11 protein-coding genes and 1 riboswitch are annotated in these 15,314 nt (G+C 63.5%); of the genes, 1 reads left to right on the top strand and 10 read right to left on the bottom strand.

Translation table 11 applies throughout. The features are described from left to right. The 7 genes from HMPREF1868_RS08180 to HMPREF1868_RS08150 all read right to left on the bottom strand — a co-directional run bounded on the left by HMPREF1868_RS08180 (position 1) and on the right by HMPREF1868_RS08150 (position 10,323). Entirely contained in the window at positions 1-4,851 is a 4,851-nt protein-coding gene (locus HMPREF1868_RS08180; protein ID WP_197414985.1) for a SpaA isopeptide-forming pilin-related protein, read from the bottom strand. Between the two features lie 61 nt (positions 4,852-4,912). Beyond that, positions 4,913-5,416, bottom strand: a complete 504-nt coding sequence (locus HMPREF1868_RS09905) for a hypothetical protein (protein ID WP_231782280.1) — start codon at positions 5,414-5,416, stop codon at positions 4,913-4,915. An 82-nt stretch (positions 5,417-5,498) separates the two neighbouring features. Further along, entirely contained in the window at positions 5,499-6,503 is a 1,005-nt protein-coding gene (locus tag HMPREF1868_RS08170) for a Cna B-type domain-containing protein (protein WP_062531622.1), read from the bottom strand. Continuing rightward, a complete protein-coding gene (locus tag HMPREF1868_RS08165) occupies positions 6,500-7,360 on the bottom strand; it encodes a class C sortase (RefSeq protein ID WP_062531621.1) in 861 nt (286 codons plus the stop codon). The genes HMPREF1868_RS08170 and HMPREF1868_RS08165 overlap by 4 nt, the downstream gene beginning before the upstream one ends. Positions 7,361-7,473: 113 nt before the next feature. Further along, positions 7,474-9,003 (bottom strand): isopeptide-forming domain-containing fimbrial protein, encoded by a 1,530-nt coding sequence (locus HMPREF1868_RS08160; RefSeq protein ID WP_062531620.1) that lies wholly within the window; start codon positions 9,001-9,003, stop codon positions 7,474-7,476. Positions 9,004-9,211: 208 nt separating this feature from the next. After that, positions 9,212-9,874, bottom strand: coding sequence for a signal peptidase I (gene lepB, locus HMPREF1868_RS08155; protein WP_082719594.1), 663 nt, complete (start codon positions 9,872-9,874; stop codon positions 9,212-9,214). Further along, positions 9,871-10,323 (bottom strand): hypothetical protein, encoded by a 453-nt coding sequence (locus HMPREF1868_RS08150; protein ID WP_062531619.1) that lies wholly within the window; start codon positions 10,321-10,323, stop codon positions 9,871-9,873. The genes lepB and HMPREF1868_RS08150 overlap by 4 nt, the downstream gene beginning before the upstream one ends. 200 nt (positions 10,324-10,523) lie before the next feature. Next, a riboswitch (cyclic di-GMP riboswitch) is annotated at positions 10,524-10,597 on the bottom strand. A gap of 545 nt (positions 10,598-11,142) precedes the next feature. Here HMPREF1868_RS08150 and HMPREF1868_RS08145 point away from each other — a divergent pair. Next, entirely contained in the window at positions 11,143-12,117 is a 975-nt protein-coding gene (locus tag HMPREF1868_RS08145; RefSeq protein WP_062531618.1) for a GGDEF domain-containing protein, read from the top strand. Between the two features lie 205 nt (positions 12,118-12,322). Here the strand turns inward: HMPREF1868_RS08145 and rpsJ are convergent, their stop codons facing one another. From rpsJ to rpsG, 3 genes are all read right to left on the bottom strand, one after another. Next, the gene (rpsJ, locus tag HMPREF1868_RS08140) at positions 12,323-12,631 is read right to left on the bottom strand and encodes a 30S ribosomal protein S10 (RefSeq protein ID WP_009278409.1); all 309 of its coding nucleotides are present in this window, start codon (positions 12,629-12,631) and stop codon (positions 12,323-12,325) included. Between the two features lie 61 nt (positions 12,632-12,692). After that, positions 12,693-14,789, bottom strand: a complete 2,097-nt coding sequence (gene fusA, locus HMPREF1868_RS08135) for an elongation factor G (protein WP_009278408.1) — start codon at positions 14,787-14,789, stop codon at positions 12,693-12,695. A 24-nt stretch (positions 14,790-14,813) separates the two neighbouring features. Further along, positions 14,814-15,284, bottom strand: coding sequence for a 30S ribosomal protein S7 (gene rpsG, locus HMPREF1868_RS08130; protein ID WP_062531617.1), 471 nt, complete (start codon positions 15,282-15,284; stop codon positions 14,814-14,816). Positions 15,285-15,314 lie beyond the last annotated feature (30 nt).

Here is a 15,314-nt window from a genome sequence, read left to right as displayed (position 1 = left end):
CTATTTAGCAGCCAGCTTCCGACGGGTGCCAACAAGGACAAGCCCGATGAGCGCAAGGGCTGCCACGGACGCACCGATGAGCCTCGCCGCCGTCGTCCCCACCCCACCAGTCTTGGGAAGCACGAAGCCAGACGAGGAGTTCGTCACCGTGATGGTGCCAGTCTTGATGCCACCGTTATTGGAGTACGAGACAGTGTAGCCGTTGGGTGCACCAACCTCCTCAATGGTGTAGTAGTAGGCATGGCCCGTGGAGTCGCCTGGCTCGAGGCCATCCCAGTCGTGGGTCCACTGGTTGTTGGCGTTGAGGGTAACGGGGTCCCCCACCGTCTCCTTGTTGGTAAGGGTGTTGTTGGGCTTCGTGTAGTCGGCTATCTTCGCCACGGGATTGTTCTCGTCATGCGTGTTCTGGACCACCACCTCGGTGTCACTCGTGATGTTATCAATCACAATGGGCGGGCTAATATGGCCGTTTGGATCAACGGTCACGGACCTTGCGAGCGCACCGTTGACGTACACGTCAAGGGTCATGCCATTCCAGACATTCCCCATACCAAGCGTGACAGAAGTGCCCTTCTTGACGGTCTCCTGGAGGTGCGTCTCCGGCTTATAGCCCGGATTCGTCTCGTTGCCCTTACTTACAATGTTGATCGTGCAGCTGTCGCTAGGATCTGCAGTCTGTATCTGCCGATAGAGCTGGACCTGCACGCTCGCACCCTCCGGCGCGCTTACCGGTGCACCGCTCGCGTTTGCCCACACCTTTTTGGCAGTGACACGCGTGTAGGTGTTGGGGATGTACATGATACCGCCAACGTTCCTGAAGATCGTCACCTGACTCTGCTGCACGTTAGCACTGGACGCACCGGAAGCATTGTACGAGGAGTTGGCGTTATTGCCGTTGTCCATCCAGATGAAGTAGTGGGGCGTGGTGTCGAGCTTGTAGCCGGGCAGCGCCTTGGTCTCCGTAAGGCGATAGAGCGTGTTGGTCATGAGTGGCGGCTGCGCAACCGCGAGGTCCCACCTGATCTTACCGTCCTGATCGACTGTCAGGGTTTCGTCCTTGGTTACCCAGCCCCCATTCTGCCAGTACTCCAGCTTGAACTCAGTGCCTGGTAGTACCTTCTTGTAGTTGTCGCTGTCGACCTTGTAGATGCTAATTGCCTTCTTCACGGCCGTGGCAGAGGAGCTGGACTCCTTGAGCACCGTCCTCTGCTCGTCCGACCACTTTCCGTTGAGGGTCGCGTGGTTGTTGATCGTCGTGTTGCCGCCAAAGGTCTGATCGAGGGTGTACTCATACGTGAGCACGCAGGCGAGGCTGTCGGGGACAGACACCGTTATCTTGCTGGTGGCAACGTCGTACTGCAGGGTATAGCGGCTGCTGTCAATCTCTGCCCCCAGATGGTGCTCTGCTGAGCTGTCGTACGCATAGAGCTTGACCTTCGAAATGTCCAGCACGGGGTTGTAGCTTCCGGCGTTGCTCAGCTGGTCGGTGAGCTCCAGCGTGTCAGAGCTGGGGTCAAGGTCATCCGCCTTGGGATTGATGTCAACGTAGTACCTGATGGTGCCCGAGGGTGCGACCGTTGGGTTGCCGGCAGCGTTGGTCTTGACGGGATTGCCGTCCTTGTCCAGCTGCTCGCCCGTCTTGCTGATGTTCTTCACGTCGTGCGTGACCTTGGTGTTGGTCGTGGAGGAGTGCCCATTCCAGTCTGCCGTGTTGGTGTAGGTCTTGCTGGCGTTCTTGGGGTCAGCCCATGTCGGGTCGCCGGCGATGGAGACCTTGTAGGTCACCGCTATCAGCGTCCTGGAGTTGAAGTACTTGTAGTTGGGAATCTTTATCTGGAGGTGGGTGGTGCCATCGGCGTTTGTCGACGTCGTGTATGAAAGCTTCTGGTTGCCGTTGAGGTCGCTCTTCTGGTCACCCCATCCGCCGTTATCCGAGTATTCGCCACCACCGTCGGCACTATCCCTGAAGACCGCCTTGATGGAACTCTCGTCGAGCGTCTGGCCGGACGGCAGGTCATCGTTGATGACGATATTCCCCTCATCCGCCTTAGTGGTGTTGAGTAGGAGCCGGTAGGTGAGGATACCGTTCACGTCGTCATAGCCCACGGTCGCATCCCCGCTGGCATACGCGTCGGTCCCGCTCGCCGTCTTGTGCCCCGTGTAGACCTGCTTCTCGAACTTCCGCGGCGTCCTGTGCTCGTGCGTGGCCTCGGAGACCTTGCCCTGGCACTCACCCTTGTTCTTGATGACCCAGGTGGTGCCCTCAGCGGCGCTCGAGGCGTCGGTGTAGGTGACGTAGCTGTCAATCTTGAGGTTTTGGGCCGTGATGCTCTGCCCGGCGGCGGGCGTGACCGTCACCTTGAAGCTCTTGACGTGCGTCGTGGTGTCGGTGGCGGGGACCTCGTTGCCGTTCGCGTCGTAGTAAGTGACGGAGATCTTCAGCTTGTCGGTGTATTCGCGCTCGCTCTCGTAGTAGGAGTTCCAGTAGGTCTTCTGGCCGGCGCCCTTGTACAGGTAGGAGTTGTAGCCGTCCACGTTCAGGGAGAGGTGGTCCACCAGACTCGCCTCCAGGTCGGCGGCAAGGGCGTAGTGGCTGTCAGGCCCCAGGTCGCTGCCATCGCCGTCCTGGGCGTTCTCGATGGTGTCCACGTACTCGAACGTCGAGAGGCTCCCCTCGGGAACCGTCACGTTGGTGCTCCACGTGTTGCGGTAGAGGCCGCCGTCCTTCTCGGTCTCGCCCCCAAAGGACTTGCTCACGTCCCAGGTGCGGTGCTGGATGTCCACGATGCCCGTGTCGCTCTGGTTCTTGCCGTCGGGCGGGTACAGGTACGCCGTGTTGCTTGTCTCGCCGTCAGTGGACGGCACGTCCGCCCAGAAGCCGATGTAGTAGCTTGCCGTCTTCTGCGCGTCGGTCAGGTTGGACGGGAAAGTGAAGTCGATGTATGTGTCTCCGGCCCCTCCGCCCTCGGCCGTGTAGTCGCTCTCGTCACTCCAAACCGTAAATCCGCCCGTCATAGGATACGGAAGGCTGTCGACAACACGCCATCCCGAAATGTCCTTGTGGTTGGGGTTCACCTTGATGCGCCACTGTACCTTGCCAGTATTCTTGTCGTACGTGGTGGCGTACTTGCTGATATCCTTGGTCCACTCGATGCTGTGCCAGTCCCAGGAGTTGTGTGGGCCGCTCGTGGAGCCCGCGGAGTTGGCGACCTTTCCCGCCTCGCTCGTGGCACCGCCGATGTCGGTCGCATAGGTGATGACGTACTTCTCGCCGGCGCCCAGTGCCGGCAGGTTGGAGACCGTGAACTGTGGGTCGCTCCCGCCAGTCCACGACACGTTGTAGTTGTAGGGGTTCCAGGAGCCCTGGATCAGCGTCGTCTCCCCGCCGTTCGCACTGACCTTCACGACCTTGAGCGAGCTCTGGTCGTACGAGTAGGTGACGCCGGACGTACTGTTCCACTTGTCCCACTTGTCCGTGACGGAGACGGGCTCACCTGTGCCCTTGTTGGTGGTGACGGTGACCGTGTAACTCGCCTTGGTGCGGTCGTTATTGGCGAAGGAGCCCGTCTTCTTGGTGGTGATGTCGTGGGAGTCCTGCGCGGGCGTGACGACGGTGATGGGGCTGCTGTCACCGCCGAAGTCGATGGTGCCGGAGGATCCCCCGCTCGTGTTGGAGACCGTCCCGTGGAAGTTGAGGGTGCCCTGAACGGCGCCACCGCCCTGAGCAAAGGCCTGGTCGTACGTGATGGTCACCTTGCCGTTGGTGTCGATGGTGTAGTCACCGACCTCCTTGCCGCCAGAGATGACGCGGCCGCTCTGGACGGAGTCGGGCTTCAGCCCATTGGGCAGCTGGTAGCTGATCGTTCGGTTCGCCTCGGTCACCACGCCGGCCGGGATGTTGTAGCTCAGCGCCACCCTCACGCTGTCACCGTCACTGAACTGGGTGGCGGGTGTCCAGGTGCCGTTCACGAGCTTCTCGACCCTCGTGTCCCCCGTGATGTACGGGGTGAGGTCCGTGCCGAGACCGTTGCCGGAGTCTCGGCGGGGTGCCTTGGTCACGCGGCTGGGCGCCGATGTCGCGGAATCGGAGTCGCCACCAATCCCGTTGTCTGCAACTGAGGACGCGACGTCACTTGCAGCCCCCGCCCCTACCACCTGATCGAGCTGCGTGGTGGGGACAGATGCCTTCTTGACGTCAAGAGAGACGACGTCGTTGAGCCGCACGTGCGCAAGTCCGTCCGCATCTGTCCTGAGCGCGCTGAAGCCAAAGTCGAGGTCCACGAAGGCACCCAGCCTCGCTGCGGTAACAGCAGCCTCCGCATCGGTCGCGTCCCTTCCGACGTTCTTGGTGACACTCGCGGCGTCGAACTCTATCGTCAGAACGCCGTCTTTCACGTTTGCAGAGCCGATGACAACCGCATCCGTCTCGTCCCCCTTCGAGACGGTATCCGCTGCATAGACGGGAATCTTGTCATATGCCGCAGAACTCGTATCAAGCGACACGTCGTCGGGCAGCTTGTACTGGAGCGCGGCACCATCCTTGAGGGCGCCCTCCGGCAACTCGAAAGCAAGGCGCAGCCTGAGGTCGGAGTTCCCGTCCAGCGCATCCGACCCGTCCGTCTTGGCCCACGCGTCCTCCCCTCCGCCGACGGCCCTGTAGAAGAGCGCCGAGTCCCTGGTAATGGCTGACGAGAGGGTCGTGCCGCCCGTCAGGGCCATCGCGGGGTTCATCAGGACAAAGCAGGAAACGGCAACGACAACGGACGCCATCACCCCGACGACCCAGCGCCATGCACGACGCCCACGATTGTCCCTTAGCATGGTCGTCACGTTGTCTAGTAGCGTGCTCATAGTCAGCTCCAACCCATCCAACTGGCTCCACCGCGTGGATTTCTCCGAGACTTCTCCCTCGCTAAGAGGTCTCGGAGCAACCCACCCAATGCCTCTCGCCAAACGCACCCTCGTAGTACATGAGCAAGTCGAAGTCGTCGTCAAAGTCAGACTTCGTCGTGCCCGAGCTTGCCACCTCGTACGTCCTAACAAGACCATCTACCCCGGTAAAGGTAACCGCATCACCATCGCCGAGACCACCTATTCGCCCAATGCCACCTTGATAGGAGGACCCGCAAACGACCAGCTCTCCATCACGACTGCCGATCTGGCATGGCACGAGACTCGCGTCGCTTCCCACCGCACCCACTGGCACGTCAAGCCCTACAGCCCTCGCAGACAGTCGCCCGATGACATCCATTCCCAGCAACTCCCGGGCGGGCAGCTCGTGGTCCTGATCCTTTCCCGTGACTGTCCCGGATGCGTCACCCCCACCTGGCTTTTCAAGCTCACTCAGGATGCCAGAGCATAGTTCTGCGCTCTTCCGTGCCCCGGCCTGCCTTGCCATGAACGACGCGGCTAGCACGGCTCCTGCCAGGGCCAGCAAAGTGACCCCAACGCGCGTCCAGGGAATGTGGCGGCCGCCAGTCCTCCGAACAGGCGCCATATTAGGAACCATCCCCATCACGCCTCTTGTACACACCCACAACGATGCAGGTCAGGCCAACGAGCAGAATCCCCCCGACCAAGGGGAGGTTGAGCGGGTCTCCCGTCTTGGGAAGCTTGCCCGGACCCTTGGGCGTGGTTGGCGTGTGGCTGTTAGTGACCATGAAGGTCGACGTTCTGACGGACCCATCATCACTGCGTGATACCGTTGCCGAGGAGCTGATGGAGCAGGTGTACCCGCCAAGCGTATCGGTGACCTCGCGAACGGACCAATCGCCCTTGCCCTCCCAGGCGTAGGACCAGTCGTTGCTGGAATTGAGCTCCACGGTGTTATAGAGACGTGTTCCATCGAAGATTTGGACAGTGACTGATGACGGACGCGTTCCGCGGGAGTCTCCCTTCCACAGCTTTATTACCTTATTCTCGAAGTGCTCAACTGACACCTTGTCCACCTTGTCAGCTCTGACGGTGCGCGCGTATGCATAAGTGCCATCCGCTTTCATTGCCGGAACGCTTATCAGGTACGGTTTCGAGATATACGTCGTTCCGTCAACTGTCGTGGTGTCGGCAATGATGAGATACATGCCCGGCTTCAGGCCGGTCAAGCTGGCACTGCCGGACGCCGCTACCGCACTTGCGCTCTCGAAGCCAGATGCGCCAGCGACAACATAGCCGCTATATGTCTGGGCAATGGCCTCCAGAGTTGCTGCGCTTGTCTCGTCCGTGAGGTCTGCGGGGTCATAGCCTGATGCAGAGACTGCCTCTGCCAATGCGGGAACCGCAGAAAGCTTGCCGTCGGCACCCATGGACGCCACGCGATACGCCGTGAACCTCTGTCCTTCCGCCTTGCAATCGCTCAGCGTGATGGTGCATGACGCATCGGTATCGACCACCCCAGCCGCATATGTCCGCGCAGGCAGCAAGAGCCCCACGACACAGGCCAAAAATAGAAGGGCAAGCGCACGAAGCCCACGCACCTCGTGCCTGCGCATGATGTCGTCCTTCAACTTTCTGCCCTTCCTTTCCTATCTGCCCGCCCCGCGCTCCGAGTACCCCGCGCAAGTGACCGGTTCCGTACGAGGCCCACGACCGAGACCACCCCGATCACCGCTACCGAAAATACCGTGGCGACGAGCAGCGGGTCAATGCGCTCTGCGTCAGCGGTGACGTCCGTGACCGACTCATTGGGCACCCTATGCCCACGTACGAGCAGCCGATGGGTGTTGACCCCATAGGGAGTGCATGTAACGAGCGTGCAGTAGTCCTGTCCATCATCAATTGCAAGGTCTTCCAACTGGTCGGGTAGGACAGTCCTAATCTGGTCCACCTGGTAGGTCAGCGTCTGATCCACCACGTGCAACGTGAACAGGTCACCCTCCTCGAGTTGGTCTATGTCTGTAAACAAACGCGCCGACGGAAGTCCACGGTGGCCGGAGATCACGGTGTGCGTGCCCTCCCCACCAACAGGAAGCGAGGAGCCCGGAATGTGTCCGATGGCAACTTGCAGGATGGTGTCATCGGTACCGTGGTAGATGGGCAGGTTCACTCCTATCCTGGGAATCTTGATATAGCCCATGATTCCCGTGCCCGTGACGTCGAGGAGGCCCTCGTACTCGGCGCGCTCCTCGTCGCTGAGGCGGAACCGGTCCTTCCCGTGCGAGAGCCCCTCGTTATAGGAGACGGCGGCATCCCACAGCTCCTGGTTCCTCTCTGCGGAGTTGCCCCTCACGGCCTCCTCGTACGTCGCGATGGCCTGCGACTGGTGCATGCCGTTCCACCAGTCGCCCACGCTGGGATAGAGCAGCAGGCCGACGCCGACCACGAGGACAAGCGCGAGGAGTGTCTCTGGAATCCTCTTCTTCATGTGCGTCTGACCGACCTGCCCGCTCCGCCTTGCCCGAACACCTTGCCAAGAAGCCCCTCGCGCGGGGTGGGGGGTACCCCACCCCGCCGAAGTCATGGGGGGACGCGCCCCGCCTATCCCTCGAGCCCGTTGTTGCGACGGCGGACGGCAAAGCCGACGCCGGCGGCGACCACGAGCACGATGCCCGCCACATAGAGGACGGTGGTGCCCATCCCGCCCGTGGAGGGCAGCGTGGAGCCGGACTTGTTCACCACGGTGGTGGTGATGGAGCCAGCGTCCTTGTCGACGGTCGCCTTCTGGGTGCCAAGATCGACCTGGCCCGTGGTGGCAACGCCGTTGATGCTGGTCAGCGTCTTGCCCGCGTCGTCCTTGACGGAGGTGACGCTGAACTCGACGTCCGCGAGCTTGTTGTAGCCAGACGGGACGGTGGTCTCCTCGAGCTTGTAGTCGCCATCATCCAGGCCCTTGAACTCGAAGGTCGTGCCAGCGCCCGCGACGATTTCCTTGACCTTGTTGTAGGCGCCCTGGGCGTCCTTCTTGTACAGGGTGAAGCCGGCGCCGGCAAGCGGCTGGCTGGCCTCGTTGACCTTGTTCACGACGACCTTGTACGTGAACACGATGACGGTGTCCTCGGGCGTCTTGCCGTGATGCTGATCGTTGTTGGAGTCGTTGGAGAACTCGATGTTGCTGGAGTTGACGTTGCCCGCAGAGCCGATGTTGGCACCGGTGAGCAACTCGGAGGTGTACTCGACCGTCACCGTGGAACCGGCGTGGGCAGCGGTCTGCTTGAGGTCGCTGAAGACGACGTCGAAGCCGGCGGGGGTGACGTTGACGGAGTACGCGCTGGAGTCGACCTCAGTGCCGTCGATCTTCACGACGACGCTCTGGGGGTCGCCCAGCTGGCTCTTGTTGTACGTGTCGTGGAACGCGAAGTAGTACGGCTGCGTGTAGCTGGCGTAGTCGGAGGCGACGGTGCCGGTCAGCTTGAACGGCACGGCATCGCCGATGTCGTAGTCAGCCGTGTTCTGCCACTCGGAGGTCGTCCCGGTGGTGTCGTTCGTGTCCTTGACCTCCTTCTTGGAGGTCGTGGTGGTGTCCTTGGCGGTCACTGCCGTGTCGCCCACCACCTGCAGCATGTACTTGGAGTACGTGTCGCTGGTCAGCGACTCGGTGACGTCCTTGATGAAATAGTAGCCGTCGCCGACGACGTCAATGCTGCCATTGTCGGAGGCGAACTTTGTCGTGGACAGGTTGGCCGCGATGACCTTTGCCAGCGCCTCGGCGTCGGTGGACTTGTCGGTGATGCCGCTCATGGCCGCCGCCGCGGTCACGGCGTCGGTTGCGTCGGCGAACTTGGAGCCGATGACGGGGTCGGCCTTCAGGGCGGCGAGCAGGGCGTCGCCGTTCACGCCGGAGCCCCACGTGATGTTCTGCAGCTGCTTGCTCGCACTGTCATACGTACCCGTGAACACCTGGTAGGCCTCGTAGGAGTGCGTGTCGACCTGGCCGCTGGGCTCGCTCACCGTGACGGTGTGGAGAGTCGTCGCGTCAGCGAACGCGGAGGCGGGGACCAACGCGAGCGCCATCACGACCGCGGCGACCACGGCGAAGACCCCCGTGAGCCTCTTCCTTAGTTCTCTCATTCGTACCTTCCTTCTCTCTTTCCACTTGCCGCATGCGCTCGGCATGCCTCGAACCTTGGTGGGCCCCAGGGACCCGGTCGCGTACCTTGCCAAGCTAAGGCCCATGACCTCGTGCACCCCTCATCCGACTCCACCTCCCACGCCTCTTCCACTCCCGTGCCTCTTCCATCCAGCCACCGGTCGCGGTCCACCCCCGTTCGGGCCTTCGTCACAGGGACCCGAGCCCCGAGGGGGGCCACACGCGCAGGGCCAACCTGCCCTCCACCTGGTCGGCGGAGATGCAGCCCACCTGGGACGTGCGGGAGTCCACCGACACGCTGCGGTGGTCGCCCATGACGAAGTACCTCCCCTCGGGCACCTGGTAGGGAAGCGCGATGTCGCACTGGCCCTTGCTCTTGGCGCCCGCCTGGAGGTAGGGCTCGTCCATGGGCTGGCCGTTGACGCTCACGTTGCCGGCCTCGTCGATGTCAACCCAGTCTCCGGGACCTGCGATCACCCGCTTGACCAAGGACTTGTTGTTGTAGCTGAAGGCGACGAGGTCCCCCGTCCCGATGTCACCGCCCTTGGTGGCCAGCACGACGTCGCCCTCGGAGAGCGTCGGCACCATCGAGTCGCCGTAGATCCTGAAGAGGGGGAACACGAGCAGCGATCCCAGGACAGATGCGGCGAACACGATGCCCAGGACCGCGACGGCGTTCTTGGCCGCGCGGCCCCTGCCGTGCTGGCGCCGCACGCGCTCGTACTCCCGCCTGACCTGGTCCGTCGTCGGCAGGACGGCTACGGCGAGCGTCTCGCGCAGGTGCGCGGCGCGCCTCGGGGACGCGGACGGGCCTTTGGGGACGCCGGAGGCGCCGTCCCGACTCGTCGTCATCGCCGCACCTCCGTCCCCGCCTCACCCGACCGGGGCTCCACGCCGCCGGTGGCGCCTTCCCCGGAAAGGGGCATCCCGATGCTGCGCTTGTAGATGTCTATGGCACGCTGGGCGTCCTCGAACATGCCCGCCAGCCTCAGCGACGCCTCGGCCAGGGACTCCGAGTCGGCAGCCGTGACGCTGCACTCCCTGACCCTCCGCTGCGCCTCGTCGAGCTGGCCGCGCAGGCGCTCGTTCTCCTCCATGGCGTCCTCGAGCAGCTGGAGCAGCTGCAGGCGGCTGAGGCCCCTGAGGTCGACCCCCTGGGGCTCGGTGCGCGAGGCTTCGGGGGCGGACATGCCCACGAACCTGCCAAGGCGTCCGCCGAGCGGCCAGCGGGAGGGCGAGCCGGCGCGTCCATGCGCCGACCGCTCCGCCTCGCCGTTCCTCTGGAACCTGTTGCCGCCCATGCCCCGACACCCCTCACGACTGGAGCTTGCGTGTGTCACCTCTGCGGGCCGGGCCCCGCAGGTGGCCTTGTCTCGCACGCCAGGAAAGCCGCCACGCCAGACGCGCCCCTGCTGGCGCGACACCCCGGCGCGACATCATGAATTCGCTTGGTTTCTTCGCTAATAGGAAACAGTCAGACACCTCCCCTCTGCGCGAGAACGGATGCAGCTGGCTGCCATTTAAGGCCCTGTAGCTTTGCGTCGCTACCTTTCGATAGCTTTGCCACGCATAGAATAGAGTCTTTTTTTTTTTTTTTTTTGTCAATCGCCCCCCGCACGTAAGTTCCTCAGGCGGCCTCGTCGTCCACACAAAGCCGACAATGGGCCCTCGCCTTCCGCTCCCCCGTCGCCTTGTGGCCGACTTGGCGGGTGCCTTGGCATCCCTTGCACGCGGCTGTGGCTACGGATATGATTCGTCCTTAACACGGGTCGTTTTGCCTGGCATTTCCAACGGGACCCATGCCCCTTCGGCCTGGCGGGCCCGGGTGTCGGGAGGCCGTCGGGACCCCGGCCGTCCCGTCCGTTTGCCCCGCCAGCCAACGACCCGCATCGCCATGGGGAGAGCACCTTGGACATATCCACGCTGGGCGTACCGTTCTACCCCGGGGCCACCCCCAAGGACCACCTGATGGTCGCCCTCGGCCTCACCCGGCTCACGGACGGGGAGCGGCGCTACGTGCTCGACTTCAACCTGCTGGGCGGGGCCATCCTCTCCCTGAGCACCGTCGTCCTCGAGGTCATCATGCTCGCGCAGAACTTCTCGCGCGGGATGCAGCCGAGGTGGTCCAAGCCGTCGGGTGGGCCTGGATCATCCAGCACCGCGTGGCCTACGCAGTGCAGCTCGCGAGCGCGCTCGTCCTCCTCGCGGGAACGGTGCGCCACTACTTCGGGAGGCCCCTCGGGACGGGCGCAAGCTGGGTCCTGCTTGCGCAGTACATAGTCATCGCCCTGGCCTTCGGGATGTTCATAGCCCGCTGGGATGCGAACCGGGGGCATGGGGTGTACGCCCTTCTCACGCAGATGGTGGCCCTCGCCTGCATCTTCTCCATCAGGCCCTCCATCTTTGTGCCCGGCTGCCTGCTTGCCATGCTCGTAACCACGCATCACGCCAACGAGCTGGGCCTGTTGAGCCATGGCGACAGGGTCAACCTGACCATGCTCTTCGTGATCATCGTGGTGTCCTGCTGCATGAAGTACTACTCGACGGTGCGCATAGCCCGCGACCGCCTGCTCCTCCAGGAGCAGGCGCACAGCGACGGCCTGACCGGCCTGGGCAACGTCCATGCCCTCAGGCAGGACATGCCGCGCCTCGTGGGAGGCCGAATCAGCGCCTCGGTGCTGGATGTGGACGGCTTCAAGCTCTGCAACGACAGGCTCGGGCATGCCGTGGGCAACACGATCCTCGCACTGCTGGCCGACGCCCTGCTCGAGTCCTTTGGCCCCCAGGGCACCTGCTATCGCACAGGCGGGGACGAGTTCGTGGTGATATCCGTCGACCTGCCGGAGAGGGAGCAGAGGGCGCTCGTCGACGACGCCCTGGCACGCTTCCACTCCAATGCCTCCGCGAGGGGGATCCAGATTGACGGGAGGCCCATCACGGTGTCCGCCGGAACCGCCCATGGGTCCGTGGGCAAGGCCTCTGACGTGGACGACCTGCTGCAGCTTGCCGACCAGTCAATGTATCGCATGAAGGAGAGGCGCCGGGAGCTGCTTGCGGGCGCGGGCCACCAGGAAGTTGGTGGCGGCACGAGCTAGGGGCCGGGCCCGCCCAGGGCCAGGGCGGCGTCAAGGGACACCAGGACTCCCCTGCCGCCGTCACGGGCGCGGCCACGCCCTGGCCGGTCGCCCGCAACCGCACGGCCACCGCCAGAGGATGCATGCATCATGACCGCAAAAAGCAAGAGGGACCCCGGCTTGTCCGGGGTCCCTCTTGCGTCACCGCTGCCGACGAGGCGTGGGACTAGAGCTTGATCTCGATGTCCACGCCCGCGGGAAGGTCGAGGCGCATGAGCGAGTCGACGGTCGAGGAGCTGGGGTCGAGGATGTCGATGAGGCGCTTGTGGGTGCGCATCTCGAACTCCTCGCGCGAGTCCTTGTCCTTGTGGGGCGAGCGGATGACCGTGTAGAGGTTGCGCTCGGTGGGCAGGGGGATGGGGCCGGACACGCGGGCGCCGGTCTTCTGGGCGGTGTCCACGATGAGCTTTGCGGACTGGTCCACTACCTCGTGATCGTAGCCCTTGAGGCGAATCCTGATCTTCTGGCTTGACACTTCAAATACCTCCATCGAATAGCGGCTGCGAGTTGCTCGCGCTGCCATTGGCTACTTTTGCTTACGAGGCGCTTCCGCCGTTCTTGCTGACGATCTCCTCGCGGACGTTCTTGGGAACGGGCTCGTAGGAGTCGAACTGCATGGTGTAGGAAGCACGGCCCTGGGTCTGGGAGCGCAGGTCGGTGGCATAGCCGAACATCTCGCCCAGGGGTACCTTGGCCCTGATGAGCTTGGTGTTGGCGCGATCCTCCATGCCCTCGATCTTGCCGCGACGGCCGCTCAGGTTGCCCATGACGTCGCCCATGTACTGCTCGGGCGTCTCGACCACGACGGACTCGACGGGCTCGAGGAGCACGGGGTCGGACTTGGCGAGGGCGTTCTTAATCGCCATGGAGCCGGCGATCTTGAAGGCGGCCTCGGAGGAGTCGACCTCGTGGTAGGAGCCGTCGACCAGGGTGACCTTCACGTCCTGGACGGGGTAGCCGGCGATGACGCCGGTCTCCAGAGCCTCCTGGATGCCCTTGTCCACAGAGGGGATGTACTCCTTGGGGATGGAGCCGCCGACGGTGGCGTCAACGAACTCGTAGCCAAAGCCGGCCTCCATGGGCTCCAGGTCGATGATGGCGTCGCCGTACTGGCCGCGGCCGCCGGACTGGCGGACGAACTTGCCCTGCACGTGCTGCACGGCCTTGCCGGCGGTCTCGCGGTAGGCGACCTGGGGCTTGCCCACGTTGCACTCGACGTGGAACTCGCGGCGCAGGCGGTCGACGATGATCTCGAGGTGCAGCTCGCCCATGCCGGCGATGATGGTCTGGCCGGTCTCGTGGTCGGTGTGCACCTGGAAAGTCGGGTCTTCCTCGGCGAGCTTGGCCAGGCCTACGGACATCTTGTCCTGCTCGGCCTTGGACTTGGGCTCGACCGCGACGTCGATGACGGGCGCGGCGAACTCGATGGACTCGAGCACGATGGCGTGCTTCTCGTCGCAGAGGGTGTCGCCGGTGGAGGTGTTCTTGAGGCCGACGCAGGCGACGATGTCGCCGGCGGAGCACTCCTCGCGGTCGACGCGGTCGTTGGCGTTCATCTCGAGGATGCGACCCAGGCGCTCACGGTTGTCCTTGACCGAGTTGTAGACGTAGCTACCGGACTCGGCCTGGCCGGAGTACACGCGGATGTAGGTGAGCTTGCCGACGAAGGGGTCGGTCATGATCTTGAAGGCGAGGGCGGAGAAGGGCTCCTTGGGGTCCGCGTGACGGACCTCGTCCTCGCCCTTCAGGTTCTTGCCGTCGATCTCGGTGACGTCGAGGGGGCTGGGCAGGTAGTCCACGACGGCGTCGAGGAGCTCCTGGATGCCCTTGTTCTTGTAGGCGGAGCCCACGAAGACGGGGTTCATCTCGCCGGCGAGGACGCCCTTGCGAATGGCGGCCTTGAGCTGGTCGACGGAGATCTCCTCCTCCATGAGGATGGCCTCCATGAGCGCGTCGTCGAAGTTGGCGGCGGCGTCGAGGAGCTCCTCGCGCTTCTCTGCCGCGAGCTCGGCGAACTCGTCGGGGATGGAGTCCATGACCTCGGGATAGATCATCCCCTTGGCGTCCTCCTTGAAGTCCCAGGCCTCCATGGTGACGAGGTCGATGAGGCCCCAGAAGTTGGACTCGGCGCCCATGGGAATCTGGGCGGCCACGGCAGCGGCGCCCAGACGGTCCTTCATGGTCTCGATGGCGTGGAAGAAGTCGGCGCCAACGCGGTCGTACTTGTTGATGAAGGCGATGCGGGGCACGCCGTAGTTGGCAGCCTGGCGCCACACGGTCTCGGACTGGGGCTGGACGCCTGCGACGGCGTCGAAGACGGCGACGGCACCGTCGAGGACGCGCAGGCAGCGCTCGACCTCGGCCGTGAAGTCAACGTGGCCCGGGGTGTCGATGATCTGGATGACGTGGTCCTTCCAGAAGCAGGTGGTGGCGGCGGAGGTGATGGTCACGCCGCGCTCCTGCTCCTGAACCATCCAGTCCATGGTGGCGGCACCGTCGTGGACCTCACCGATCTTGTGGGTCTTGCCGGTGTAGTAGAGGATGCGCTCGGTAGTGGTGGTCTTGCCCGCGTCGATGTGGGCCATGATGCCGATGTTGCGCAGGTCTTCGAGTTTGTACTTAACTTTCGCCATTTCGCTACTTCCTCGAGCCTTCGATTAGAAACGGTAGTGCGAGAAGGCGCGGTTGGCCTCTGCCATCTTGAAGAGGTCCTCGCGACGCTTGACGGAGGCGCCGACGCCGTTGGCGGCGTCCATGATCTCGTTGGCGAGGCGCTCGGCCATGGTCTTCTCCTTGCGGGCGCGGGAGAAGTTCACGATCCAGCGGATGGCCAGGGTGGTGGCACGACGGGAGTTGACCTCCATGGGCACCTGGTAGGTGGCGCCGCCGACGCGCTTGGGCTTGACCTCGAGGGTCGGGCGCACGTTGTCCATGGCCTTCTTGAAGACGGAGAGGGCGTCCTGCTCGGTCTTGGCGGCGACCATGTCGAAGGCACCGTAGACGATGCGCTCGGCGGTGGCCTTCTTGCCATCGAGGAGGACCTTGTTGATGAGCTGGGTCACGAGACGGTTGTTGTAGACGGCGTCGGGGATGACCTCACGACGAACTGCTGCTGCACGACGCGGCATGTGTATCTCCTAAGAACTGGAAAGGCTGAT

Source organism: Olsenella sp. DNF00959, from assembly GCF_001553055.1.
Classification (GTDB): domain Bacteria; phylum Actinomycetota; class Coriobacteriia; order Coriobacteriales; family Atopobiaceae; genus Olsenella_I; species Olsenella_I phocaeensis.
Note: the sequence above shows the minus strand (reverse complement) of the source record. Positions and strands in the feature narration are given on the sequence as shown.